Source organism: Streptomyces sp. NPDC040589, from assembly GCF_055594445.1.
The window spans coordinates 371097-395127 of the sequence record NZ_JBVIWP010000005.1 but is presented as its reverse complement, the minus strand read 5'-3'; the positions used below and the strand labels follow the sequence as shown (position 1 = coordinate 395127).

The window sequence follows — 24031 nt, the reverse complement described above, 5'->3', positions numbered from 1 at the left end:
GGTTTCTCCTTCTCCGGGGTATCGGTCAGTCGTCCACGCCGGAGCCGGTATAGGTGGGCATCTCGGCGAGCATGCCGGCGATCTGCGGGTTGAGCTCGTTGCGGCGGCGGTGCAGTTCCTGGATCTTGGCGTTCAGGTCAGGGTCGTCGTCGTCACTGACGTCGAAGATCTCCAGCCGTTCGACCAGGTGCAGCCCGAGGTGGTCGGTCTGGTAGGTGGTCGGGTGCGTCAGGTAGGCGAGGAGCCCGTCGAGATGTTCGACGACGAACACCGCGCCGTACGTGTAGTCGCCGCCGTGGTCGCGGCCGACGACGAAGGACTTGACGGCGGGGTTCGACCGGCCCTGATTGCGCCAGCTCTCCAGCACCCCCTCGATCTGCTCAGGCGTCGCAGTGGCCTTCATCGTGACTCTGTTGATGTGGTAAATCATGACTTTCCACCCGTTCTTAACGCCGTTAGATTTTCTAACGGCGTTAACTATGGCGCGCGTCGTCGGCCCGGTCAAGGCGGTGACTAGTGTTCGAGGACACCATCGAAGCGAAGTGACGGACCATGTCGACCAGCACGAGACGGGCCCGCGAACGGGCGAACACCCGGGAGCGGATCATCGAGGCCGCGCTGCACGTCCTCGAGACCGAGGGCGTCGCGGCCCTGACGATCCGGCGCATCGCCACCGACGTCGAATATTCCGCGCCCGTCGTCTACCAGCACTTCGCCAACAAGGACGCGCTCGTACTGGAGCTGGTCGCGCACGGTCACCGCCTGATGCTGAGCGAGTTCCGCCGAGCCGCGCAGGAGCCCGATACGGACCGGCGCATGACGCGCATTGCGTCGCAGTACGTCCGGTTCGCCGGCGAGCACCCCCACCTCTTCCAGGTCATGAACGACCCGATGGTCGACGCGGACGAACGCCGGCGCGTCGCGGAACCGGTCATCGACGTCCTCAAGGAGCTGCTCACCACCTGGTCGGCTGCACACGACGTGGTCCTGGCCGATTTCGACCAGGCTTGCGAGATCCTCTGGGGCACGCTGTACGGCATCGCGTCGCTCAGTTACCTCGGCAGCGTCGGCAACGATCGCGCCCGCTACCTCGCCGAACAGGCACTTCGCACGATCCTCCTCGGCTGGCGAACCGAGACGCCGGCGAACGGTCGACCGGCGAGCAGCTAGGTGTATTGATCACGAGCGTTGTTGACACTGGCGGGTCTTGAACATGGCGAAGACCTCCGATGTGGTGGAGCTGTCTAGGAACACACCGCACGGAGGTCTTCGTGTCCCACCGTAATGCCCGGCTGACCATGTGGGATCCGCTGCCCGACCGGCCCGGGAAAACCGTCTGGTTCGAATGCGATGTGAAGCCGTAAGGCGATGAAGAAATTCGGTTAGTGCGAATTTCCGCGTGCGCGAATATAACGCCAGCCGAAGTAGAAAACTCCGAGAGCCCCTACGGCCGCTCCGACGGCACAGGTCGCCGTCGCCCACACGGCCATGTCCCGCGTAATCCACAGCAGACTCACCACGACCAGCGCTATGGAGAACAGCAGGCGTTCTCCATAGCCCGGGCCGCGGCGGCCGGTCAGTCCCCGGTCGCCGTGCACTTGTACGTCACGCCCTTCATCCTGATGTCGCGGTACCCCACCTTCACGGTCGGGTTGGTGGGAGCGACATCCGTTCCGCCGCCACCGCCGGTGTCCTTCTTGCGGCAGTAGTAGCCGAGTGCGTCGAGCTTCTTGATGTCACTCATGGCCTGGTACTTCTTGTAGGAGGCGATCATGGCCGCTCGCCTCTCCGCGGGTGTGGCCTCCTTCGCCTTCGTGTAGGCGTAGCACCCGATGCTGGCGCCGATCCCGACCCACGAGGCGCCCTTGGCCAGGGCCTTGGTGAGGCCCGCCGCGCCGCTGCCGATCCCCAGGACCGCGCAGATCTCGTCCGCTCCGGCGCGCAGTTCCGGCTGCGCCGGAGCCGCCTGTGCCGTCTGCGCTCCGACGGCACACAGCGCGCCGGTCATGGCGAAGGCGATTACGGAAGATATTCCCTTGCTTCGTACGCTCACGAAGTCCGTCCCCGTTTTCTTAAATTGTTGCATGGTCAGTGCGAAATTGAGGCTACCCACGGGGACACACGTACGCAATGGAGGAGTTGTGAACATCATTGGGAGGAGATTCAACCGGGTAAAACTTCTCTCAACGCCTCGTCAAGGTTTTTCGCTATCTCCGCGTCACCGGGCCCGCTTCCCCCCGGACCCCGCGGAGGAGGGTCGTACAGGGCGTCGAGTTCGGTGATGAGGGTGCGGTTCACCGCGCCGTACAGGGGCGTGACCGGGCGGTGCACGGCCTCTTTGAGGGCCGGGTACAGGATCTCGCTTGAGTAGCTGGTGCCGTCGGCGAAGCGGTCGGGGGGCGTACGGACCGTGCTCTCGCCGGTGGGGGACGCCGAGGGCGTCTCCGCGTACGCGGGGGCGTGCCGGCAGTCGGGTGCGGTGCCGGACTCCTCGTAGGCGGAGGCGCGGGTCGCGGCGAACCCGGCGCGCAGCAGGCAGCGTTCGCTGTCCGGGTCGGTCAGGAACGCGATGAGTTCCTCGGCCTTCGCGGCCCGTTTCCCGGACATGGACGAGGTGACGGCGAGGTTCTGGCCGCCGAGCACCGCCTTGCCGGGCAGCCGGGCCACGCCGAGCTTGCCCTTGAAGGTCTCGTAGAGGGTGGGATAGACGTACGGCCAGTGCCGCAGGAAGGTGGTGCGGCCTTCCGCGAAGGCGCTCAGCGACTCGGCCTCGCGGGACTCGGTGGCCTCCCTGAGCATGTAGGCCCTCGCCGTACGCGCACGCAGTTCCGTCACTCCCGCCGTCAGCTGTTCCCTGGTCGCCACGTACGTGCCGTCGCGGTCGGTCAGCCGGAAGCCGGGTACGGCCGAGGCGAACGCCTCGATCGCGTTGACGGTACGGCCCTCGTACGCGGCGAGCTGGGTGGTCCAGCCCCCGTTGTCGCCTGTGGGGTCGACGGCGTCGATCAGATCCCGCAGCTCCTCCCAGGTGACCCCGTCGCTGAGTTCGGTGCGGGAGGCACTGGCTGTGTGCAGGTGGTCCTTGCGGTAGTACAGCAGGCCCGCGTCGCTGTTGAAGGGGACCGCGTACCGCTCGCCGTCCCAGTACGACGTGCTGTTCACGGACGGGATGAGGTCCTTCGGGGACTCGACGGCCGCGTCCGTCAGCGGGCGGATCAGGCCGGACTCGGCGAACTCCGGGATCCAGGTCACGTCGAGGTTCACCACGTCGTAGTCGGCGCTGCCCGACTGGAGGGCGCCGAGCAGCTGGCTGCGCTGCTGGTCGGCTGAGCCGGGCAGTTCCACCAGGCGGGCCTGGTAGCCGTGGCTGCCCTCCTTGGTGTTCCAGGCGTCGATGAGCTGCTGGCGGATGCCGTTCTTGCCGGTGACGTCCTGGCCGCTGGCCACCACGATCCGGGTGGAGACGTCGGCGCCCTGCGGCTGTTTCTGCCGCTCGCCGCCGGTGCAGGAGGCGAGGGCGAGCAGCGACAGCAGGGACAGCGCGGCGGCGGGCAGGCGGCGGGCCATCATTCCTCTCCCGTTCCGATGCGGGCGACCTCGTCGTGCAGGGCGGGGACCAGGTCGTCCCGGGCGTCCAGGCAGCGGCCGCGGCCGGCGTCGGCGATGAGCGTGCCGGGGCGGCCGCTGTCGCAGGCGCCGCTGTTCAGGGTCGCCATCGCCACCGGCACGCCCGCGGCCCCGGCCCGGTCGAGCACCTGTTTCAGCCGGTCGCCGGTCAGGCGGGTGTCGTCCTCGCCGTCGGTGAGGTACACGATCAGCTGCGGCCTCTCGTCGTCGGTGCCGCGTTCCCGCATGAACTCCAGGGCGTCCAGCAGGGCGGCGGGCGGATCGGCCTCCGCGTCCCGCACCTTGCCGGTGTCGAGGGCCCCCTCGGCGTCCTTGCGGGGGTGGGTGCCGAAGGGCAGCAACTCGGTGTGCGTACGGCCCCTGAGGCCGTGCACGGCCCAGATCCCGTACTCGTCCTCCCCGCCGAGCCCGGGCAGGGTCTGCTTCAGGATGCCGGGGCCGCCGCTGGGGCCGTCCCACAGGCCGGCCATCGAGCCGGAGCTGTCGAGCAGGAAGAGGACCCGGCCGGGGCCGTGCGCGTTGCCGTACCGCTCCAGTGCCCTGTCCAGATCCGACGCGTCGGCGGACTCCCCCGGGCGGACGGTGTCGGTCAGACCGGCGGAATCCGCCGATCCGGCGTCGAGCAGAGGGTGGTCACCGCTCGCGGACCTGAAGCCCTGCTCGCCGAGCGCCGCCCTGCCTTCCGCACCGGTCAGCCAGGTGCGGAAGCGGTTCGCCTCGTCGTCGCGGGCGTCGGCGTCCAGGTCGCCGTGATCCCAGCGCACCCGCACGAACGTCGGTTCCAGGGCGGGTACGTCGTCGGGATAGGCGGCGGTGCGCGGCACGCGGGTGGCCGGGCGGCAGCCGACCCCGCTCCTGAGCAGGAACTCCGGGACCAGGGCCGCGCCGCGGTCGTCCACGGCGTCGTCGTCGGGCAGCGTGCACAGCAGTTTGACGGCCGAGGGCTCGGGCCGCTCGGGCCGGGTGAAGCGCAGCTCGGCACCGCGCGCGTCGTCCCCGTCGCCGTACAGGCCCGAGGTCGCCAGCAGCGCCGAGCCGGTCAGGGCGGGGTCGGGGCGGTGCACTTCGGCGGTTCCGGGTGCTGCTTCCAGGGCGTCGACCAGCTCCGACAGCGACCGCCCGGTGGGCTTCCCGAGAGTGTGGGCGAGGTCCTGCGGGACAGCCAGCACGACCGGCGAGTACGCGAACGGCCCGGCGTCCGGCTGCAGTCGGGCGAAGACCCGGTCCTCCTGCGCGGCGGTGACCCGGCCGACGTCGGCGCCGGTCGCGGGAATCCACACGTCCGGCTGCGGGCCGATGTCCCGCTGCGGGTTGTCGTCCTCGCGCGGCTGCTGCCAGGCGTCGGTCCGCTTGCCCAGCGCGCTCACCACGGCGGCGGCACCGGCGCTGTAGACGGTGACGCCGCCGCGCCGGCAGCCGTCGTCCTTGGTGTTCGCGTCCGAGGCGAAGTAGGCGTCCGCGGCGGCCTGCATCGCCGGCTCCAGGTCGGGGTCGGTCAGCACGCGCAGCTCCAGGGACGGCGCGCAGACCGCGGAATCGCCGATCAGGGCGAAGATCCCGTAGCCGCCGGCGCCGGTGGCGAGCAGGGCCAGCAGGAGGGTGAGCAGGGTCCGGCCGAGCCGGTCGGCGACGGAGCGGACGCTGTCGGCGGCGCGTCCGAACAGGCGTGACCGGCGAGGGCGGGACGGGAGGCCGGACGTCGGCGGCAGAGGGCCAGACGTCGGCGACGGAGGGCCAGACGTCGGCGACGAGGACGGATCCGGCACCGGCACCGGCACCGGCGCCGGATCCACCGGAGGCGTGGGGGCACGCGACGGCACCGGCCGCGCCGCCAGCAGAACGTCCGCGTCCGGGTCCCACGGAGGAGCCAGTGCCTGCGGTATCTGCGGGTCGTTCTCCTCCGCCCGGTAACCCGCCTCGTCCATCCGCTGCTTGAGCGTGGGATACAGCTCGGAGAGCCACACCTCCCCGCCCTCGTCGAGAACCTCCGCCAGCTCACGGGTGAAGGGCGTCGCGATGTCGGCGTCCCCGCCCAGGATGCAGCGGTTGGGCTGGACGCTCATCAGGAGGAGGACCTTCTCCTTGTTCCCCTCCGGATCGGCGAAGCGGTGCCAGATCCCCGCGGCGTGGCCCGCGTAGCAGCAGTCCAGGATCACCAGCACCTTCTCGGCGCGGCCCTCGGCGACGCAGATCTCGCCCAGCACCTGGGCGAAACTCACCGCTCCGGGCAACTCGCCGGCGACCACCCGCGCGGTGCGCATCTGCAGATGCAGCTCGCCGCCGGACGTGGACACGACGGCGTGCCCGGCGAAGTAGAGCAGCAGCAGGCCCTCGGCCTCGCGCACGGCGTGGCGCAGCGCGGCGGTGAAGTCCTCCTGGGACGGCGAGGCCAGCACCCTGATCTCGCCCGCGCCGAACACCCCGCCCCGGTGCAGGGCGTCGTCGAGTGTCTTCCGGTTGTGCCGCACGGCGGGGAGCAGGCCGGTCACGCCCTGCGGATCCGGCGCCGTGTGGTCGTATTCGGACACGCCGACGAGCAGCGCACGGTTGGCTCGGCCGCGCGGATCGAAGCGGCTCACCGGGCTACTCGCCGTCGGAGCCCAGCGGACGGATCTCCGAATCGGGTTCGCCGCCCTGGAGCCTGCGGCGGTTGTTCTTCCAGGTCTTCACCGCGCGGTTGGTGAACTCGGTCAGCGCCACGACCGTCGCGAGGTCACCGAGCAGTTGGAGGACGAGCTCGATGTCGGGCCCCAGCCGCCCCTTGGGCCCGTCCGTGCTGGTCCGCTCCTCGATGCGCAGCTGCCCGGCGGAGAGCAACTGCTCCAAGGGCTCGTCCCGCTCCAGCCACGCCCGCAGGGCTCTGACATCGTCCACGGTCGCGCCGTCACCCAGCCGGACGCGTACGCCTAAGACAGCCACTTCGTCCCCCTCTGTCATACCCGACATCATGACACCGGGTCAGGCCACGGGGCAGACCTTTGACGCGAACCGCGCAAGCGATCGCACGCCCTTTCACGCCACGCGCACCCGGCGCACGGGTGCTCAGCCCTGGGTCTGGAGCTGGCGCAGCTGCCGCTGGACGTGGTCCAGGGCCCCCTCGCGCCGCCCGGGCACCCGGCCGCGCAACTCGGCGAGTCCGAACCCCAGTTCACGTGCCTGGGCGGAGTCGGATATCTGTCCCCACTGGTGGTGGGCCCGATCGACGGCCGACTCGACGGCGGGCGCGTCCACCGCCTGCCCGGCGTTCAGCCGGGCGGTGGCCACCGAGAGCCAGGTGCGGCAGCTGCGGGCCGCGTCCCCGGCGAACATCGCCAGGTCGGCCCGGACCTCGGACCAGTGCAGGGCCTCTTCGGAGGCGGGTCCGTGCGCGGCCACGGCGGCCTGCTCGTGCCGGGCGGCGAGCGCGTCCGCCTCCTGGTGCCGGCCGGACTGGACGGCGGCGGTGATGGCGGTGTGCGGATCGCCGCTCACCGGCCCCCGCTCGCTGATCACGATGTCCCGCCCGGCGCTCTCCTGCGCGATCCGGGCCAGCGCCTGCTGGTGCAACTGCTCCGGCGGCGGGCGGAACCCGCTGCGCAGGATCGTCGCCACGGCCTTCATGTACGCCGGCGCCGCCACCGTGCGCCGGGACGGCGGTGGTGCGATGCGCCCGTGGACGGCGGTGCCGCGCCCCGAGTCCAGGGGGGTGCTCCGCAGCAGCTCCCAGGCCTCGGCGTCCGTGTGCAGGTCGAGCACGAGTGTGGTGGCCCCGGCGGGTCTGAGCCGCAGCTCCTCCCGGAACCAGTGCCAGGGGAAGGCCGTGTAGCGCACGGTCGGGGCGGTGGTGCGGGCCAGCGCGAGATGCGGCAGGCGCTGCTTGCGGTCGAGCTGGAGCTGTCCGGTGACGTACACCGTGAGCGGGCCGGGGGCCGTGGCGGCGGCGCGGAGCCGGGTCAGGACGGCCTGCGGCTCCAGCGGGTCGGCCAGTTCGACGACGTTCGCGGTGTCCGTGCCGGACAGCACGGCGGGCGGCACGGCGGCGAGGACGGGGAGCACGGAGGCGGCGTCCACCAGGCGCCCCTTGCCCAGCGGCGAGGCCGCCAGCAGCAGCACGGTTCCGGGCATCTCTTCCCCTCCCCCGGTCGATCACGTACGGCAGCACCGTAACCTCTGCGGCTGCAAAGGGGGGCGGCCAGGACCGCAAACGTCCGCCTTCGGGTGGTTCGCCCCCCGACTTGCCGGCAGACCCCCGCAGGTGTGCCCTGGTAGGCAGGGGCAGGGAGAGAGGAGCACTCTCATGGCTCATGCGGCACCCGCCTCACGCGAGGTGGCCCGGCAACTCACGCAGCGCCGTACACCCGATGTCCTCAGCCCGCGCGCCCACGCCCTGGCGAAGATCGCGGTGCCCGTCGCCGCCGGGCTCGTCTACGGCTACTGGGCCGCGGCCAACCGGCGCTACGGGGGGCCCATCACGGGCTGGAACCTGCTGTTCGGCTTCCTCACCGCGCTCGTGTTCGCCGTGCTGTTCGCCGCCGTGTGGCACTTCGGCCCGAGGCTGCGACGCGAACTGCACGCGGCGCTCTGGTTCGCCTTCACGGGCTGCGCGACCGGCTTCCTCATCAGCCAGTCCGGCGAGTCCGTGCTGTGGTCCATGTGGCTGGGCCTGGCGGCCGGGGCAGGCGTTTTCCTGACCATGTTCTACCGCTACTACACGCGCGAGGACGCCACCGGCCACCGCATCGACTGACCGGCTGACCGGCCCGACCCGTTCGGCTCGACCTGTGCGGCCGATTGCAGTCACTCCGCGCGCGGAGCGGGCCCGGGGCGGCTTGCCTGGGAGGGTGCCCGAGCGCGACCGGGCGCCCGTACCCGAGAAGGCGCCCCCACGACTACGGAACGCCCTGTCGGCCGTTCTGCTGGCCCTCGCGTGCCTGCTCGTGCCGTTCGGGGCGCTCGCGTCCTGGGCGGCGCACGGGCTGACCGACACCGGCCGCTACGTCGCTGCGATGGCGCCGCTCGCCGCCGACCCGGACGTGCAGCGGGCGGTCGCGGACGCCGTCGGGGACGGCATCATGCGGGAGGCCGGGCACGACCTCGACACCGGTTCCCTGCGCGGCGCGGTCGGGCCCTTCGTGCACGACGCGGCCCGCTCCTTCACCCGCACCGAGGCGTTCCGCGCCGCCTGGGACGCGGCGAACCAGGCCGTCCACGCCGCCGTGCTGCGCGCCCTGCGCGACGACGAGGCGCACGCGACCGCGGTCACCGTCGACCTCGCCCCGGTCGTCGCCCGGGTCAAACGCCAACTCGAAGACGACCACGTGTCGTTCGCCCACCGCATCCCGGTCGCACACGCCCGGGTCCCGGTGCTCCCGGCCGGGGACGTGGACCGACTGCGCAGGGGATACCACGTGCTGGACACCGCCGCCTTCTGGCTGCCGCTCTCCGCCGCCGTCCTGGCCGTCGCCGGGATCGCCGTCGCCGCCTGCCGCCGCCGCGCGGTCACCGCCCTCGGCCTCGGCACGGCCCTGGGCGGCGGGCTGCTGGTCCTCGCTGTCGCGATCGGCCGCCGCCTCACCCTGGCCGACCTGCCCGACGCCCTCCACCGCCCGGCCGTGGGCGCGGTCTACGACGCCCTCACGACCACCCTGCGCACGGTGTCCTGGCTGCTGCTCGTCCTCGGCCTGACGGTGGCGCTCGGCTCGTGGCTCACAGGCCGGTTCCTCGCCGCGCGGCAACACGGCCGAGCGTCCGCAGCGCCCGCCGCAGACCCCCCTCCGGAACCGACGCGAGCCCAAGCCTGACGCCGACGTTCCACTCGTGACTCACAGGCCGCCACCGCGCCGCGCGGCAACACGGCCGAGCATCCACAGCGCCCGCCGCAGACCCCCCTCCGAAACCGACGCGAGCCCAAGCCTGACGCCGACGTTCCACTCGTGACTCACAGGCCGCCACCGCGCCGCGCGGCAACACGGCCGAGCATCCACAGCGCCCGCCGCAGACCCCCCTCCGAAGCCGACGCGAGCCCAAGCCTGACGGCGTCGGGCGTGTGGCCGGGGGCGACGGCGAAGGCGGGGCCGGGCGTGACGGCGATGCCGTGCGCCGCGGCGGCGGCCGTGAAGGTGTCGGCGCGCCACGGGGACGGCAGCTCCCACCAGGCGAAATAGGCGCGCGGATCGGAGCGCACGGCGAAGCCGGCGAGTTCCTCGGCGAGGATCCGCTGCCGCCGCACCGCGTCCGCCCGCTTGGCCTCCACCAGCCGCGCCACCGTCCCCTCCGACGCCCAGCGCACGGCCGCCTCCAGCGCGAACCGGCCCGCGTTCCAGCCGCCCGACCGCACGGCGTCGGCCACGGCCGCGACCCGTTGCGGCGGCACGACGAGGAACCCGACGGTGAGCCCGGGGGCGACCCGCTTGGAGAGCCCGTCGACGACATGGGCGAGGGCCGGGGCATGGGCGGCGAGGGGATCACCGGCCCCGTGCCGCTCACCCGACCCGTGCAGGAAGGACCAGATGCGGTCCTCCACGATCGGAAGGCTCAAGTGGTGGATCAGCTGGGCGAGCTGCAGCCGCCGCGTCCGGCTCGTCGTCAGGGACGTCGGATTGTGCAGCGTCGGCTGCACGTACAGGGCGGACAGGGGTGCCGTGCGGTGCGCGGCCGCGACGGCCTCCGGGAGCAGCCCGGCCGGGTCGCCGGCCAACGGCACCAGGGTGATGCCCAGCCGGGCCGCGATCTCCTTGACCAGCGGATACGTCAGCTGCTCCACGCCGACCCGGCCGCCCGGCCGGACCAGGGAGGCCAGGACGGCGGCGATGGCCTGGCGGGCGTTGCCGGTGAACAGCAGCCGGTCCGGGGCAGGGCGCCAGCCGGGCGTGGTGAGGAGGGCGGCCGCGGCCTCCCGCGCTTCCGGGGTGCCGGTGGCGGCCGCCGGCAGCAGGGCCTCGGCCAGCACATCGGGGCGCAGCAGGGGCGCGAGGACGGGGGCGAGCAGCTCCGGCTGGCCGGGCGCGCTCGGGTAGTTGAGCTCCAGGTTGACGGGGACGTCGGCCGGGCCGGGCTCGGCGAGCGCCTGCCCCGCCGGTCCCGTCGGTCCGGCCCGTACGAAGGTGCCGCGCCCCACCTCGCCGACGACCAGCCCGCGCCGCACGAGTTCGCTGTACACCCGGCCGGCCGTAGACGGGGCGATCCCGCGCCGCCGCGCGAACGCCCGCTGCGGAGGCAGCCGTTGACCGGGCCGAATCCGTCCGGTGGCGATGTCGTCGGCGATCCTGTCGGCGATACGCCGGTAGTCACCCATCGGTCGGCCTCCCCTTGCATTGCACCGAGAGCAAAGATCTTATTGCACCGAGTAGTTGGGCGGCCTAGGGTCGTCCCCATGGCACCCTTCCTCGCATACGAGGACAAAGGACCCGACTCCTCCCGGCAGCCCCTTGTCCCCAAGGTCCCCCTCGTTCTCGTCCACGGCCACCCCTTCGACCGCACGATGTGGGCCCCGCAGATCGGGACGTTCTCGGCGGACCGCCGGGTCATCGCCCCCGACCTGCGCGGCTACGGCGCCTCTCCGGTCACCCCCGCCGTCACGGACTTCTCCGGATTCGCCCGGGACATCGAGGCCCTGCTGGACGAGCTGAAGGTGGAGTCGTTCGTCCTCGCGGGCCTGTCGATGGGCGGCCAGATCGCGATGGACTGCTACCGCCTGTTCCCCGAGCGGGTGAGCGGCCTGGTCCTCGCGGACACCTTCCCGTCGGCGGAGACCCCTCAGGGCGTCCGTACCCGCGACGCCATGGCGGACCGCCTCCTGGCGGAGGGCATGGGCGGCTACGCCGACGAGGTCCTGGAGCGGATGGTCGCCCCCTACGCCCCCGACGGGGTCAAGGCCCACGTCCACGGCATGATGACGGCCACCGCCCCCGAGGGCGCCGCCGCGGCCCTGCGCGCCCGCGCCCGGCGCCCCGGCTACGACGATCTGCTGGCCCGCGTCTCCGTCCCGGCCCTGGTCGTCGTGGGAGCGGACGACACCTTCACACCGGTCTCCGACGCCCTGGCCATGCACGCGGCCCTCCCGGACGCGGCGCTGCACATCATCGACGGCGCGGCCCACATGCCGAACCTGGAACGCCCGGACGTGTTCGACCAGGCGCTGGGGGAGTTCCTGGCCCGCGTCGACGCACGGCAACCTTCCTCCGCCCCACCCCGTCCTTGAGGGAGGATGCGGGCGAACCACCCCGCGAACGGAAGGCCGGCCTGTGAACACCGCCGCTGCCGAATGGACCGCCACGGACGACGGGCCGGAGCACCGCCCGCCCGGGCGGCGGTTCGGCGCGGGGTTCGCGTTCCTGCTGCTCGCGGGTGTGAGCGTGGTCGTGGGCTTCCGGACCGCCGACAGCGACGGCATCACACCCGTCCCGCAGCTCCTCGCCTTCCTCCCCTGGCTGCTCGCGCCCACCGGCCTGGCGCTGCTGCTCACCCTGCGCTCCCGCTGGTGGCTCGGAACGGTCTGGGGAGTCGCCGTGCTCGGCCTGCTGGCCTGGTTCATCGAGCCGTACGGCAAGGTCGACGACCCCGCGGGCCGCCCGGTCGCCGACCTGCGCGTGCTGACCTCGAACGTCGAGTTCGGGCAGGGCACCGGCTCCCTGGTCGCCGCCGTCCGCCGCGAGAAACCGGACATCGTCTTCGTGCAGGAGTGCGACTACGACTGTGACGCGCGGCTGAAGAAGGACCTCTCCCAGGGCTATCCGCACCGCAGCGCCGTCGAGGGCGGCGGCTCCGAGGGCTCCGTCATCCTCAGCCGCTTCGCGCTCCGGCCCACCGACGGGGTCCCCGGCACCATGGGCATGCCCGGGGCGGTCGCCGACGTGGACGGGCACGCCGTACGGCTCCAGCTCGCCCACCCCATGCCCCCGCTGCCCGGGCAGGTGGACCTCTGGAAGCGGGAACTCGGGGCCGTGCGCGCCGCGGCCGTCACCGACCGCGACACCCCGCTCGTCCTGGCCGGCGACTTCAACGCCTCCCAGGACCACGCCGCCTTCCGCCGCATCCTCGACACCGGCCTGCGCGACGCCGCCCGCCTGGACGGCGCCGACCGCACGGCCACCTGGCCGGCCCGGACCGCCCCGACGCTCGGCGCCCAGATCGACCATGTGCTGGTGTCGCGGGACCTCGCGGCCCGCGACACCCGCGTCCTGGACCTGGCCGACACGGACCACCGGTCGGTGATCACCGACCTGACGCTCCATCAGCGGCCTGAGGGCGAGTCCTGACGGCCGGACTTCTCCAGAGCCTTGTCCATCGCCGCCGCGAAGCCGTTGGCCCACAGCTGGTTCACCCGGGACCGCTCGTTGGCGTTCGGAATGGCGTTGGTGCAGGACGTGCCGGGCCCGCCACCGGACATCAGCTCGCTGCACGGACCCGTGTAGTGGTCGGGCAGACCGAGGACGTGACCGGTCTCGTGGGCGGTGACCCGCGTGGAGTCGTACTGCTGGTTCTGCCTGTAGTCGAGGAAGATGTAGCCGCTGCCGTGCCCGTCGGTGGAGGCGTACGAGCCACGGGAGTCATTGCCCTCCCGATAGCTGAAGTCGGCGGAGGACGCGGACCCCGACTGGAGTCTCACGTTCGACACCGAGCTGTTCCATATCTGGGTGCTGCGCGCTATCTGGGAGCTGAACGTCGGGGCGCGGGACGCGTCGTAGACGACGGTGACTGCGGCGGTGGCACTCGGGTTCGCGGCACGCTTCTCGGCGACGGACTTCAGGACGGCCTGGAAGAAGGCCTTGCTCGCGTCCGGTTCTGCGGACTTGGCGACGTACCCGGCGTGCGGGGCCGGGGCCGCCGCGGCGGGAACCGCCGTACCGAAGCCGACCGTCGCAAGGCCGAGACCGAGAACCGCCAGCGCGGACATGGACTTTCGCATCGAGACTCCTTGGTGGGGGATTGAGTCGTCACCGGTGAGTCTCGATGCCTGTGCGGCGCCTGTGATGATGGCAACCAGCGATAGGACAGAACTATTGGCTGCCCAATTCACATGCTTTAGCGGTGAATTATGTGGCTGGTTATAGGCGCGATTCCGCTTTAGCCTCACAGAGCATGGAGCTCGAGGTGAGGCACCTCCGCGCGCTGTGCGCCATAGCCGACACCGGCAGTCTGCACCGCGCCGCCCGGCACCTGGGCGTTGCCCAGCCATCGTTGAGCACACAACTGCGCCGTATCGAACAGGAACTGGGCGGCCCGCTGTTCCTGCGTGCCCACACCGGCTGCCGCCCCACCCCGCTGGGCCGCCTGGTCCTCAGCCGCGCCCGTCCGCTGCTGGGCGAGATGCACCTGCTGGTGGTCGAGGCCAGGGCGGCGGCGGCCGGCGGCACCGAGCTCCGTGTCGGCTCGACCGCGAGCAAGGCCCTGGCGGGCTGGCTGCGCCGACTGCGCGCCCACGGCCAGAATCCCACCCTCCATATGAACGTCTCCGCGAACGCCCTGCTCCGCATGGTCGTCGACGGCCAGCTCGACGTCGCCTTCGTGCACGAGGTGGAAGGCTGCCCGCTGCGTATCCCTCCGGAACTCCGGCTGCGCGTCCTGGTCGAACGCGAGCCGCAGTGCGTATCGCTGCCCGTCGACCATCCGGCCGCCGCGAAACCCGAGGTCGACCTGAGCGACCTGGCCGGCGACCGCTGGATGATCGACCCCACGGTCGACGGCGAATGGGACGCCGTCCAGCGGATGTTCCGCGCCGCCGACGTCAGCCCGCACGTGCTGCACGGCGACTACCACACGGCCGACGCGCTGGTCGCGACCGGCGAGGTGGTCACCGTGTGCCAGCCGACCCGCACCCCCCGCCCCGACATGGCCGTACGCCGCCTCAGAGGAGACCCGCTCGGCGTACGGCTGCTCGTCGCGGCTCGTACGGAGACGGCCCTGGCCGACGTCTACCCCGCGCTGGAGGAGGCGTACGGGGAGGTGGCGCGGCAGGCACCGGCGTACCGGGACTGGCTGGACCGAGCGCCTCATGGCACGGCGCGGCTCGGGGCACGGCCGGTACCCGACGGCCCGCACAGACCGCCGAGTCCGGCCCTGCCCTGATCCCGCTGAAGGCGCGGCCGCTCAGACGCCGATGTCGGAGCCGTCCGCGCGCCACACCGCCACGACCGCCGGCCGGACGTACTTCCCGGGCCCGTCGGGCCAGGTGCTGGCCGGCTTCTCCACGGACGCGCCGTCGATCTCGCCCGGGTGCTGCACGGCGACGAGGACGCGCCGGTCCTGGATGATCGGACCGCAGGTCTCGGCGCCCTTCGGCACGGTCAGGAACTGCTTGAGCTCACCGCGCCGCTCACCCCGGGTCGCCACGCCGAACAGGCCGTCGTGCGAGCCGAGCTGGGCGCCGTCGGTGGACATCCACAGGTTGCCGTAGGGGTCGAAGGCGACGTTGTCCGGGCAGGAGATCGGGCTGACGCCGTCCTTCGGGAACCCGGCGAAGTACGTCGCCGGGTCGTCCGGGTCACCGGCGACCAGGAACAGCGACCAGGCGAACTTCGTGCTCTCCGGCCGGTTCCAGCGCTCGGTGAGCTCCAGCACGTGCCCGTGCTTGTTGGCGTGGCGCGGGTTGGCCTCGTCCGCCTTGGCGTTGGAGCCGACACCGCGGTTGGTGTTGTTGGTCAGGGCGACGTACACCTTGCCGGTCACCGGGTTGGGCTCGATGTCCTCGGGCCGGTCCATCTTGGTGGCGCCCACCTTGTCACCGGCGAGCCGGGTGAAGACGAACACCTCCTCCGCGGTCATCCCGTCCACGTGCGAGACGGCACCCTTCGCGGTGGCGGTGGCCAGCGGAATCCACTGCCCGCTCCCGTCGAACTCCCCGTCCTTGGGCAGCTTGCCCGTGCCGTCGATCTCGATGGCGGGGGAGTCACCGGTGAGCTTGGCGACGTACAGCGTCCCCTCGTCGAGCAGCGAGAGGTTGTGCTCGCGCACGGCACGCGAGGACCCGTGGCGCATCCGCTTGCTGCCGACGAACTTGTAGAAGTAGTCGAACCGCTCGTCGTCGCCGGAGTAGACGACGGGCCGCCCGTCCTGCGTGAGCCGCACGGTCGCGGCCTCGTGCTTGAACCGCCCGAGCGCGGTGTGCTTGCGCGGGGTCGAGTCCGGGTCGTACGGATCGAACTCGACGACATACCCGAACCGGTGCACCTCGTTCGGCTCCTGGGCGACATCGAACCGTTTGTCGAACCGCTCCCACTTCCGCTCGGTCGCACCGGTCCCGACCCCGTACCGCTTGTCGGTGTCCCGGCTCGCGTTGCCGAAGTACTGGTTGAAGTTCTCCTCGCCGTGCAGGGTCGTGCCCCACGGGGTGACACCGCCCGAGCAGTTGTTGAGGGTGCCGAACACCTTGGTGCCGTTCGGGTCTGCGGAGGTCCGCACGAGCTTCGACCCGGCGACGGGCCCGGTCAGCCGGAACTCGGTGGTGACGGTGACGCGCCGGTTGAGCTGATGCCGGGAGACGGCGGTCAGCTTCCCCGTCTTCCGGTCCCCCTCCACGACAACGGCGGACAGCCCGTGCGCGGCCCAGGCGATCTCGGCCTGCTCACGGGTGGGGTTGGCGGCGTCGTACCCCCGGAACATCAGGATCTCGTCGGTGTACTCGTGATTGGCGACGAGCAGCTGCCTGCCCCGCTCACCCGGCAGCGGGAGAAGGGCGAGAAAGTCGCAGTTGTACCCGAACTGCCCGGCCTGCGCCTTGGCGGTCTGCTTCTCCGGGTCGAAGGCGGGCGCCCCGCGCAGGATGGGCTCGCCCCAGCGGATGACGACGTTCTGCCCGTACCCGTCCGGCACGGTCACGGCGTCGGTGGTGTTGGGCGCGACGGGCGCGAAGCGCAGCCCGCGCGCGCCCTTGTGTTTACGCCGGGCGGCCGTGGCGGCGGCGTCCGCCGCGGTCGCCGGTGCCGCACCGGCAGGCTGCGCCTGCCCGACGCCCACGGCCCCCGCACCCGCGGCGGCCACGGTCACCACGGCCGCGGCCCGCATCATCGACCGGCGACTGAGGGCGCCGGCGATCACATCACCGACGTACTCGTTGGAGCTGGTGTTGGGCACCTCGTGGAAGCAGGCGTCACCACACCGGAAACGACAGGTCATGGCGGACCGGCCGCCAGGGTGCGAACCGGACGGCGTTCCGATCAACGGCAGCAGCTTTCGCACTTTGCTCTCTCCTTGGATGCCCTTGGTGTCAGCGTGACCGTAGGAGCACATACGTGCGGGAGCCGGGCGCCTGGATGAACTACGGGTGAACCTGCGGCGTCCGTGCGGCAGTTGCTTCGATTCAGCAGGGCGACACCGTCGCAGGCCGGATGTCCCCTTGACAGTCTGTGCCTCGCACACCCGACCCTGCCCAAGATCACACAGGAGGGCCGCTAACCTTACGTGTCCGTCCTGGCCAGGGATTGACGGGCTTCAACTCACGCGAAGGGTTGCGCGCACATGGGCATTCTCACTCTCTTGCGGAACGCGTTCGGACGGTCACGCAAGTCACGGACCGCCGAGGCGGAGGGTGCGGCGCGGCCGACGACGACCACGGAGGAACCGACGGCAACGCCGCCGGCCGGCACATCGACGCCCCGGGCCCAGGTACCCGCCCAGGAGCCCCCGACCGCCTCCGGCGAACGCCAGACCCCCTCCCCCACGGCGAACGTCCCCGAACCCCGCACCTCCTCCCCCGACGAACACGACCTGGTCTCCGCGGCCTTCGACAACGTGGCGGGGGTTCCTCGGCCGACGCGGTCTGCGGAGACCGACGAGGTGGAGGCTCGGGCGGGGGAGACGCCTGAGGCGGCGGCTGTCGAGGAGCCGACGGCTGTCGACGAGTCGGCGGTCGCGGAGAAGGCTGCGGTTGTGGAGGAACCGGCGGTCGTTGAGAAGCCGACGGTCGTCGAGGAACCGGTGGGTGCGGAGGAGCCCGAGGGCGCCGAGGAGCCGGTGGGCGCGGAGGCCTCGGAGAAGGCGGCGGTCGTGGAGGAGCCGACGGCCGCCGAGGAGCCGACGGTCGTCGAGGAGCCCGAGGGCACCGAGAAGCCGGTGGCCGCGGAGCCCGCGGAGAAGGCGGCGGTCGTGGAGGAGCCGACGGCCGCCGAGAAACCGACGGTCGTCGAGGAGCCCGAGGGCACCGAGAAGCCGGTGGCCGCGGAGGCCTCGGAGAAGGCGGCGGTCGTGGAGGAGCCGACGGCCGCCGAGGAATCTGCCGTCGCCGAGAAGCCCGAGGGCACCGAGGAACCGGCGGTCGCGGAAGCCGCAGAGAAGGCGGCGGCCACGGAGGAGCCGACGGTCGTCGAGGAGCCCGAGGGCACCGAGAAGCCGGTGGTCCCGGAGGCCGCGGAGGAGCCCGCCGCCGTCGAAGAGTCGGCAGTCGTCGAGGAGCAGCCGCCTGCTGCCGATGAGGCGGAAGCCGCAGCGCCGACCACTGCCGAGACGCCGGCGGCTGTCGAGCCCGAGTCAGCCCCGGAAGAAGCGAAGCCGGAGGCGAACCAGGAGGCCGAGGCGAAGCCGGAGGCCGAGCCCGACACCGACGCTGACACCCAGGCCGCCGTCGAGCCCGAGCCCGCCCCAGCACAGCCGGAGCCGGAAGCGACCCCGCAGCCGGAGGCTGAGGCACCCGCACCCGCCGACGGCGATTCCGCCCCACAGGGGCCACCCGCACCCGACAACGATGACCGCACGGGTGGTGCGGGTGGGAACGACTCGGCCGAAGGCGAAGCCGAGGCCGACACCGAACCCGAAGCCGACACCGAGGGCGACGCAACCCCCGCCCTCCCCCTCACCCGCGTAAAGTCCGCCGCCCCCGGCCTCACCACCGCCTACAAGGCCGCCACCACCACCCTCAAGCACCACAACCTCACCGGCACCCGAGCCAAGGTCTACCTCGTCCTCGACCGCTCCGCCTCCATGCGCCCGTACTACAAGGACGGCTCCGCCCAGGCCCTCGCCGAACAGACCCTCGCCCTCGCCGCCCACCTCGACCCCGAGGCCACGGTCCAGGTCGTCTTCTTCTCCACCGAACTCGACGGAACCGGCGAGATCACCCTCACCGACCACGAGAACAAGATCGACACCCTGCACGCGAGCCTCGGCCGCATGGGCCGCACCAGCTACCACGCGGCAGTGGAGGCAGTCCTCGCCCACCACAGCAAGGAAGCGGCGACCGACACCCCGGCCCTGGTGATCTTCCAGACGGACGGCGCCCCCGACGCCAAGACCCCCGCCACCCAGTCCCTCACGGACGCGGCCAAGTCCCACCCCGCCGTCTTCTTCTCCTTCGTCGCCTTCGGCGACCCGGAGAACAAGGCCTTCGACTACCTCCGCAAGCTCAAGACCCCCAACACGTCCCATTTCCTCGCCGGCGAAACCCCCCGCGAGCTCACGGACAAGGAGCTCTACGAGGGCGTACTGGCGAACTGGCGCCCGTAGCCCCTCCGCGCTCCACCGACGCCGCCCGCTTCTCACCCCGTAAAAGGGGAGGCGGGCGGCGTACCCATGTCAGCTACGATTTCAAGGTTCGTAGACGACCGAGACCACGAGATCGTCACCCCGCGTAGCGACTTGGGAGCAGCCCGCGATGGCTCGACACCTCATCACCAGCGCCCTTCCGTACATCAACGGGATCAAGCACCTGGGCAACATGGTGGGGTCCATGCTCCCGGCAGACGTCTACTCACGGTATCTGCGCCAGCGCGGCCACGAGGTCCTGTACATCTGCGCCACGGACGAGCACGGCACCCCGGCAGAGCTCGCCGCCAAGGAGCAGGGCATCCCCGTGGACGAGTTCTGCGCCCAGGCCCACGACCAGCAGAAGGCGATCTACGACGGCTTCAACCTGGCCTTCGACTACTTCGGCCGCAGCTCCTCGCCGCAGAACCACGAGATCACGCAGGAGATCGCCCGCGAGCTCAAGACCAACGGCTTCATCGAGGAACGCTCGATCCGCCAGGTCTACTCGAACGCCGACGGCCGTTTCCTGCCCGACCGCTACATCATCGGCACCTGCCCGCACTGCGGCTACGACAAGGCCCGCGGCGACCAGTGCGAGAACTGCACCCGCGTCCTGGACCCGACCGACCTGATCGACGCCCGCTCGGCGATCAGCGGCAGCAGCGACCTGGAGGTCCGCGAGACCAAGCACCTCTTCCTCCTCCAGTCGGTGCTGGCCGGCGAGGTCGAGGCATGGGTCGACGAGCGCGCCGACAACTGGCCGGTGCTGGCCTCCTCCATCGCCCGCAAGTGGCTCACCGAGGGCCTGCACGACCGCGCGATCACGCGTGACCTGGACTGGGGCGTCCCGGTCCCGGCCGACACCTGGCCCGACCTGGCGGCCGAGGGCAAGGTCTTCTACGTCTGGTTCGACGCCCCGATCGAGTACATCGGCTCCACGAAGGAGTGGGCGGACCAGGACCCGGAGAACCGTGACTGGCGCTCCTGGTGGTGGGAGTCGGACGCGGACGTCCACTACACGCAGTTCATGGGCAAGGACAACGTCCCCTTCCACAGCGTGATGTTCCCCGCGACCCTGCTGGGCACCCGCTCCCCGTGGAAGAAGGTCGACGTCATCAAGGCCTTCAACTGGCTGAACTACTACGGCGGCAAGTTCTCGACGTCGCAGCGCCGAGGCGTCTTCACACACGACGCCCTCGAAATCCTGCCCGCCGACTACTGGCGCTACTTCATGATGGCGAACGCCCCCGAGTCGGACGACTCGTCCTTCACCTGGGAGCACTTCACGGCCACGGTGAACAAGGACCTGGCCGACACCCTCGGCAACTTCGTCAACCGCGTCCTGTCCTTCTCCAAGAAGCGCTTCGGCGAAGAGGTCCCGGCAGGCGCCGAGCCGGGCGAGGCGGAGGCGAAGCTGGGCGAGGAGGTCGCCCGCCTGCTCGCGGAGTACGAGGCCCAGATGGAGGCCATCCAGTTCCGCAAGGCCGCGGCCGCGCTGCGCGCCCTGTGGTCAGCGGGCAACTCCTACCTGGAGGAGAAGGCCCCCTGGCTGGAGATCAAGACCAACCCGGAGGGCGCCGCCCTCACCCTCCGTACGGCGATGAACCTGATCCACCTCTACTCCGTGGTCTCCGAGCCGTTCATCCCGACCTCGGCGAAGACGATGCGCGAGGCGTTCTCCCTGGAGAACGACACCGCGACCTGGGTCACCCGGGACGAGGCGAAGTCCCTGTCCTCGGTCCCCGCCGGCACCCCGTTCACCATCCCGCCGGTCCTCTTCGCCAAGCTCACGGACGAGGACCTGGAGTCGTACAAGGAGCGCTTCGGCGGCGAGCCCGAATAGGCCCGGGCGTACTGGTTGATCTCTCGCAGTGCAGACTGACCAGCCCGCTCGCCGGATCCTCTTCCCTCGCCTGGAGGAGAAGCCGACCGCGTAACCCGCGACCCATACGGCAACGCGCCCTGCCCCCGGTTCTCACCGCGGGCAGGGCGCGAACGTTTCTCCGGCCCTCGAAAGAGTGAACGCCTTCCGTCCGCCGGAAACACGGCCTTCCACCCACTTACATAGCCCACATGGTCACATCAGCCCATGAAGGCATGCACCGGATCTTCCAGGAGCGGCCTGAGATCCTTTCCCCGGTCTTCGGGGTGCTGGGCATCGCGTTCCCCGAGAAGGCGGCCGTCTACGCCATCGGCACCGACGTGACGGAAGCCAGACCCCTGGCGCGCCACATCGACACCGTGCTGCGCATCGGCCCGTCCGACGGGGAGGACTTCCTGCTCGCCGTCGAGGCGCAGGAGAGACGGGACACCAAGAAGGAATCGAGCTGGCCGTACTACGTCTCCTACCTCCAGGCAAAGTACGGCCTGCCAGTTCTCCTGCTCGTCGTCTGCCGCGACCGGGCCACGACCAAATGGGCGACCGGTCCCTTCTCCTGTGGCACGCGTGGGTGGACCGCCCAGATGACGTACCCCTTGGTCGTCGGACCGGACAACCTCCCAGTGATCACCGATCCGAGAACCGCGGCGGAGAAGCCGGCGATGGCCGTGTTCTCCGCTCTGGCTCACGCCAACAGCCCCCACATCGACGCCATACTGGACGCACTGGGCCGTGCCCTCGCAGGGATGGACTGGAACGCCGCCAGCTACTTCTTTCAGTTTCTCGACTCGGCTTTGGGGGACACCCCCGCCGGAGACAAATGGAGGGACATCGTGACGTTCGTCAACTACTTCCCCGGCCGGGGCACGGTGATGGAGAAGGCCTACCTCGAGGGCGAAGCCAAGGGCGAGGCCAAGGGCGAGGCCAGAGGCGAAGCCAAGGCCATCCTCCGCTTCCTCGGAGCACGGGGCGTCTCCGTCCCCCAGGAGGCCCGGGACCGCATCGCCGGCTGCACCGACCTCGACCTCCTCAACCGCTGGCTGGACCGGACGCCCCACGTGGAGAGCGTCGACGAGCTCTTCGCCGAGGACGCGGGGCCCGCCGCGGACCGGACCGAGACCTGACCACGGGGCGATCATGATCGACGATCCGGGCACCACACCCGAACTACACGACTTGCTCCGGTTCGCCCTGACGTCCATGGGCTTGGGCATTCCGCCGGAGCGAGTGGTCGGCGACTTCCGTTCCGGGCTGGAGAAACTGAGACAACAAGGCTCCCTCTCTCTCCAGGACATGGCCCGCATCCGGGCCAAGGTGGACAAGCGGCCCGATGACGAACACGAGGACGAGGAATGGGTCAGGGGGTACACCGCCGGATACACAGCAGCGTGGGCCGGAGCGGTCCTACGGCTCTTGGAGATGCGTGACATAGAGGTACCCAAGGAGGTCTTCCGCCCCCTCCACTTGTGTCCGGACCCGGACACCCTCACTCGCTGTCTCGACCGCGCCATCACGGTGGACACACCGGAGGAACTGTTCACCCCGGAGCCCGACCACACCCAGCCGACCGCCCCCTGAGCGGCACACGAGGGAGAGAACGATGGCACTGTTCGGCAACGCACACACCGTGGACCCGCAGTCCGCCCAGCAGGACTACGCCCGCCTCCTCGGCCACGGCGAGCAGGTCCACGCCGCGTTCCTGCTGATCCGCGACACCATCCTCTTCACCGACCGCCGCCTGATCCTGATCGACAAGCAGGGCATCACCGGCAAGAAGGTCGAGTACCACTCGGTCCCCTACCGCAGCATCACCCACTTCGCGGTGGAGACGGCCGGCACGTTCGACCTGGACGCCGAACTGAAGATCTGGATCTCCGGCACTCCGGCCCCCATCGAGAAGACCTTCACCAAGGGCGTCGACATCTACGAGGTCCAGGCAATCCTGACCCAGTTCGTGGCGCGCTAACGGCCTTCCACGACGTAGGGCACGAAGTCCGCCCAGGCGCCGGGCGCGATCGAGAGACGGGGTCCATCGAGGACCTTGGAGTCGCGGACGTGCACGGTGCCAGGGGCGACGGCGAGCTCCACACAGGAGTTGCCGTCGTTGCCACCGCTGTAGCTGCTCTTGAACCACGCCAGCTCGGAGGCGCCCCCGCCAGTGCTCTTGCGGATCTTGTCTCTCCCAGCAGTTGCTCGATGAAGGCCAGCGACTCCCGCGGAGAGAGCGCCTGAGCCCGGATGGTGCCATACCGCAACTCAAGGACGCGCAGGTGTTTGAGTTCGGAAATCGGCCGACCACGGACGCCTCCCCGGACGCGACTTCCGTCTCGTGCTACTGAGCGACCCCGCGCCCCTCCGCATCGAGGTCATGGACACCCGCGCTGACGACCTGCCCCGCCACCGCCCACCAACCCCCGACGCCGAGTCAGGACAAGGCCTCCTCCTCGTCGAGGCCCTCGCCGACCGCTTCCCCGAGGGCACCACCCGCATCGCCGCCGCCCTGCGCGAGCTGGAGACCCACGGCTACCTGCACCGCACCCGCGAACGCACGCCGACCGGCCGGATCATCACCCGCACCGTCTCCCGCAACCAGCCCGGCCGCCACCGTCACCGCGACGCTCCCGGAGCGGCCCCGCCCAAGCCCCCCCCCGCTCGCCCGGCGGCCCCCACCCCGCACCCGAAACCCACCCGCCCCCGGGCCCTCCCCGCCGTACCGAAGCCCGCGTACAGCTCCCCTGCCCTCCTCCAGACAGCCACCGAAGTCCTCGCCGACCTCCGCCGCACGGACCTCCGCCTGCATCTCTCCGCCACCGACGCCGAACACCTCGCGCCGGGTGTCGCCGCTTGGCTGGAACGGGACCTCACCCCCACCGCCGTACGCCACGCCCTGACCAGCGACCTGCCACCGGAGCCCCTGCGCCGCCCGGCCGCCCTCCTGGCCCACCGCCTCACCGCCCAGCTCCCACCCCTGCCACCGTTCCGCACGCCCGAGCAGCCACCGGCCGCCCGGTATCCCCTCCAGAACTGCGACGGCTGCGACCGGGCCTTCCGCGCTCCGACCCCCGGCCGCTGCGGCGACTGCCTGACGAC

The 24031-nt window shown here is 71.1% G+C and carries 21 protein-coding genes and 2 pseudogenes; 12 read left to right on the top strand and 11 right to left on the bottom strand.

The genetic code is table 11. From position 1 onward, the window contains the following. Positions 1 to 25 precede the first annotated feature (25 nt). Positions 26 to 430, bottom strand: coding sequence for a Dabb family protein (locus ACZ58V_RS24545; protein WP_471292247.1), 405 nt, complete (start codon positions 428 to 430; stop codon positions 26 to 28). Between the two features lie 122 nt (positions 431 to 552). Here ACZ58V_RS24545 and ACZ58V_RS24540 point away from each other — a divergent pair, with 122 nt between their 5' ends. Beyond that, positions 553 to 1170 carry a TetR/AcrR family transcriptional regulator gene (locus ACZ58V_RS24540; RefSeq protein WP_471292244.1) on the top strand — a complete coding sequence of 206 codons (618 nt, stop codon included), beginning with the start codon at positions 553 to 555 and terminating at the stop codon, positions 1168 to 1170. Positions 1171 to 1576: 406 nt separating this feature from the next. Here ACZ58V_RS24540 and ACZ58V_RS24535 read toward each other — a convergent pair whose 3' ends face one another. The 5 genes from ACZ58V_RS24535 to ACZ58V_RS24515 all read right to left on the bottom strand — a co-directional run bounded on the left by ACZ58V_RS24535 (position 1577) and on the right by ACZ58V_RS24515 (position 7731). Then, positions 1577 to 2008: a hypothetical protein gene (locus ACZ58V_RS24535; RefSeq protein WP_468198748.1), complete on the bottom strand. Its 432-nt coding sequence runs from the start codon at positions 2006 to 2008 to the stop codon at positions 1577 to 1579. Positions 2009 to 2163: 155 nt separating this feature from the next. Continuing rightward, entirely contained in the window at positions 2164 to 3567 is a 1404-nt protein-coding gene (locus ACZ58V_RS24530) for an extracellular solute-binding protein (RefSeq protein ID WP_468198822.1), read from the bottom strand. Continuing rightward, positions 3567 to 6206, bottom strand: a complete 2640-nt coding sequence (locus tag ACZ58V_RS24525; protein ID WP_471292241.1) for a substrate-binding domain-containing protein — start codon at positions 6204 to 6206, stop codon at positions 3567 to 3569. Before ACZ58V_RS24525 ends, ACZ58V_RS24530 begins: the two co-directional genes overlap by 1 nt. A gap of 4 nt (positions 6207 to 6210) precedes the next feature. Next, positions 6211 to 6546, bottom strand: coding sequence for a hypothetical protein (locus tag ACZ58V_RS24520; protein ID WP_468198743.1), 336 nt, complete (start codon positions 6544 to 6546; stop codon positions 6211 to 6213). A 123-nt stretch (positions 6547 to 6669) separates the two neighbouring features. Then, positions 6670 to 7731: a hypothetical protein gene (locus tag ACZ58V_RS24515; protein ID WP_468198741.1), complete on the bottom strand. Its 1062-nt coding sequence runs from the start codon at positions 7729 to 7731 to the stop codon at positions 6670 to 6672. Positions 7732 to 7903: 172 nt separating this feature from the next. Between ACZ58V_RS24515 and ACZ58V_RS24510 the strand changes: the two genes are divergently transcribed. Both ACZ58V_RS24510 and ACZ58V_RS24505 read left to right on the top strand, forming a co-directional pair. Then, positions 7904 to 8353 carry a hypothetical protein gene (locus ACZ58V_RS24510; RefSeq protein WP_468198739.1) on the top strand — a complete coding sequence of 150 codons (450 nt, stop codon included), beginning with the start codon at positions 7904 to 7906 and terminating at the stop codon, positions 8351 to 8353. A gap of 94 nt (positions 8354 to 8447) precedes the next feature. Next, positions 8448 to 9407 carry a hypothetical protein gene (locus ACZ58V_RS24505; protein WP_471292238.1) on the top strand — a complete coding sequence of 320 codons (960 nt, stop codon included), beginning with the start codon at positions 8448 to 8450 and terminating at the stop codon, positions 9405 to 9407. A gap of 137 nt (positions 9408 to 9544) precedes the next feature. Here the strand turns inward: ACZ58V_RS24505 and ACZ58V_RS24500 are convergent, their stop codons facing one another. Further along, positions 9545 to 10900 (bottom strand): aminotransferase-like domain-containing protein, encoded by a 1356-nt coding sequence (locus tag ACZ58V_RS24500; protein ID WP_471292235.1) that lies wholly within the window; start codon positions 10898 to 10900, stop codon positions 9545 to 9547. Positions 10901 to 10978: 78 nt separating this feature from the next. Here ACZ58V_RS24500 and ACZ58V_RS24495 point away from each other — a divergent pair, with 78 nt between their 5' ends. Together ACZ58V_RS24495 and ACZ58V_RS24490 are read left to right on the top strand one after the other, a co-directional pair. After that, positions 10979 to 11806, top strand: coding sequence for an alpha/beta fold hydrolase (locus ACZ58V_RS24495; RefSeq protein WP_471292232.1), 828 nt, complete (start codon positions 10979 to 10981; stop codon positions 11804 to 11806). A 43-nt stretch (positions 11807 to 11849) separates the two neighbouring features. Continuing rightward, entirely contained in the window at positions 11850 to 12863 is a 1014-nt protein-coding gene (locus tag ACZ58V_RS24490) for an endonuclease/exonuclease/phosphatase family protein (RefSeq protein WP_471292230.1), read from the top strand. Here ACZ58V_RS24490 and snpA read toward each other — a convergent pair. Beyond that, positions 12839 to 13513, bottom strand: coding sequence for a snapalysin (snpA, locus tag ACZ58V_RS24485; RefSeq protein ID WP_471292228.1), 675 nt, complete (start codon positions 13511 to 13513; stop codon positions 12839 to 12841). The two genes, ACZ58V_RS24490 and snpA, sit on opposite strands and share 25 nt — an antisense overlap. A gap of 173 nt (positions 13514 to 13686) precedes the next feature. Between snpA and ACZ58V_RS24480 the strand changes: the two genes are divergently transcribed. Then, complete coding sequence (locus ACZ58V_RS24480; protein ID WP_471292225.1) at positions 13687 to 14673, top strand: LysR family transcriptional regulator; 987 nt, start codon at positions 13687 to 13689, stop codon at positions 14671 to 14673. 21 nt (positions 14674 to 14694) lie between these two features. Here the strand turns inward: ACZ58V_RS24480 and ACZ58V_RS24475 are convergent, their stop codons facing one another. Further along, entirely contained in the window at positions 14695 to 16782 is a 2088-nt protein-coding gene (locus tag ACZ58V_RS24475) for a PhoX family protein (protein ID WP_471292222.1), read from the bottom strand. A gap of 279 nt (positions 16783 to 17061) precedes the next feature. On the opposite strand from ACZ58V_RS24475, the gene ACZ58V_RS24470 reads away from it, so the two are divergent. The 5 genes from ACZ58V_RS24470 to ACZ58V_RS24450 all read left to right on the top strand — a co-directional run bounded on the left by ACZ58V_RS24470 (position 17062) and on the right by ACZ58V_RS24450 (position 22907). Beyond that, on the top strand, positions 17062 to 19041 hold the full coding sequence (locus tag ACZ58V_RS24470; RefSeq protein ID WP_471292220.1) for a VWA domain-containing protein: 1980 nt from the start codon (positions 17062 to 17064) through the stop codon (positions 19039 to 19041). A gap of 148 nt (positions 19042 to 19189) precedes the next feature. Next, entirely contained in the window at positions 19190 to 20905 is a 1716-nt protein-coding gene (gene metG, locus ACZ58V_RS24465; protein ID WP_468198720.1) for a methionine--tRNA ligase, read from the top strand. A gap of 230 nt (positions 20906 to 21135) precedes the next feature. After that, positions 21136 to 22065, top strand: coding sequence for a hypothetical protein (locus tag ACZ58V_RS24460; RefSeq protein WP_468198718.1), 930 nt, complete (start codon positions 21136 to 21138; stop codon positions 22063 to 22065). A 13-nt stretch (positions 22066 to 22078) separates the two neighbouring features. Beyond that, positions 22079 to 22519: a hypothetical protein gene (locus tag ACZ58V_RS24455; protein WP_468198716.1), complete on the top strand. Its 441-nt coding sequence runs from the start codon at positions 22079 to 22081 to the stop codon at positions 22517 to 22519. 22 nt (positions 22520 to 22541) lie between these two features. Then, positions 22542 to 22907 carry a PH domain-containing protein gene (locus tag ACZ58V_RS24450; RefSeq protein ID WP_399021967.1) on the top strand — a complete coding sequence of 122 codons (366 nt, stop codon included), beginning with the start codon at positions 22542 to 22544 and terminating at the stop codon, positions 22905 to 22907. Here the strand turns inward: ACZ58V_RS24450 and ACZ58V_RS24445 are convergent. Together ACZ58V_RS24445 and ACZ58V_RS24440 are read right to left on the bottom strand one after the other, a co-directional pair. Continuing rightward, complete coding sequence (locus tag ACZ58V_RS24445; RefSeq protein WP_468198820.1) at positions 22904 to 23113, bottom strand: DUF397 domain-containing protein; 210 nt, start codon at positions 23111 to 23113, stop codon at positions 22904 to 22906. The two genes, ACZ58V_RS24450 and ACZ58V_RS24445, sit on opposite strands and share 4 nt — an antisense overlap. Positions 23114 to 23115: 2 nt before the next feature. Beyond that, positions 23116 to 23244, bottom strand: a pseudogene (locus tag ACZ58V_RS24440) (transcriptional regulator); the annotation flags it as partial. A 143-nt stretch (positions 23245 to 23387) separates the two neighbouring features. Here ACZ58V_RS24440 and ACZ58V_RS24435 point away from each other — a divergent pair. Next, positions 23388 to 24023, top strand: a pseudogene (locus ACZ58V_RS24435) (helix-turn-helix domain-containing protein); the annotation flags it as partial. Positions 24024 to 24031 lie beyond the last annotated feature (8 nt).

Excerpts from the sequence above, each read along its gene's own strand:
- ACZ58V_RS24545 (WP_471292247.1), bottom strand. The coding sequence starts at position 430 with ATGATTTACCACATCAACAGAGTCACGATGAAGGCCACTGCGACGCCT.
- ACZ58V_RS24540 (WP_471292244.1), top strand. The coding sequence starts at position 553 with ATGTCGACCAGCACGAGACGGGCCCGCGAACGGGCGAACACCCGGGAG.
- ACZ58V_RS24535 (WP_468198748.1), bottom strand. The coding sequence starts at position 2,008 with ATGACCGGCGCGCTGTGTGCCGTCGGAGCGCAGACGGCACAGGCGGCT.
- ACZ58V_RS24530 (WP_468198822.1), bottom strand. The coding sequence starts at position 3,567 with ATGGCCCGCCGCCTGCCCGCCGCCGCGCTGTCCCTGCTGTCGCTGCTC.
- ACZ58V_RS24515 (WP_468198741.1), bottom strand. The coding sequence starts at position 7,731 with ATGCCCGGAACCGTGCTGCTGCTGGCGGCCTCGCCGCTGGGCAAGGGG.
- ACZ58V_RS24510 (WP_468198739.1), top strand. The coding sequence starts at position 7,904 with ATGGCTCATGCGGCACCCGCCTCACGCGAGGTGGCCCGGCAACTCACG.
- ACZ58V_RS24500 (WP_471292235.1), bottom strand. The coding sequence starts at position 10,900 with ATGGGTGACTACCGGCGTATCGCCGACAGGATCGCCGACGACATCGCC.
- ACZ58V_RS24495 (WP_471292232.1), top strand. The coding sequence starts at position 10,979 with ATGGCACCCTTCCTCGCATACGAGGACAAAGGACCCGACTCCTCCCGG.
- snpA (WP_471292228.1), bottom strand. The coding sequence starts at position 13,513 with ATGCGAAAGTCCATGTCCGCGCTGGCGGTTCTCGGTCTCGGCCTTGCG.
- ACZ58V_RS24480 (WP_471292225.1), top strand. The coding sequence starts at position 13,687 with ATGGAGCTCGAGGTGAGGCACCTCCGCGCGCTGTGCGCCATAGCCGAC.
- ACZ58V_RS24470 (WP_471292220.1), top strand. The coding sequence starts at position 17,062 with ATGGGCATTCTCACTCTCTTGCGGAACGCGTTCGGACGGTCACGCAAG.
- metG (WP_468198720.1), top strand. The coding sequence starts at position 19,190 with ATGGCTCGACACCTCATCACCAGCGCCCTTCCGTACATCAACGGGATC.
- ACZ58V_RS24460 (WP_468198718.1), top strand. The coding sequence starts at position 21,136 with ATGGTCACATCAGCCCATGAAGGCATGCACCGGATCTTCCAGGAGCGG.
- ACZ58V_RS24455 (WP_468198716.1), top strand. The coding sequence starts at position 22,079 with ATGATCGACGATCCGGGCACCACACCCGAACTACACGACTTGCTCCGG.
- ACZ58V_RS24450 (WP_399021967.1), top strand. The coding sequence starts at position 22,542 with ATGGCACTGTTCGGCAACGCACACACCGTGGACCCGCAGTCCGCCCAG.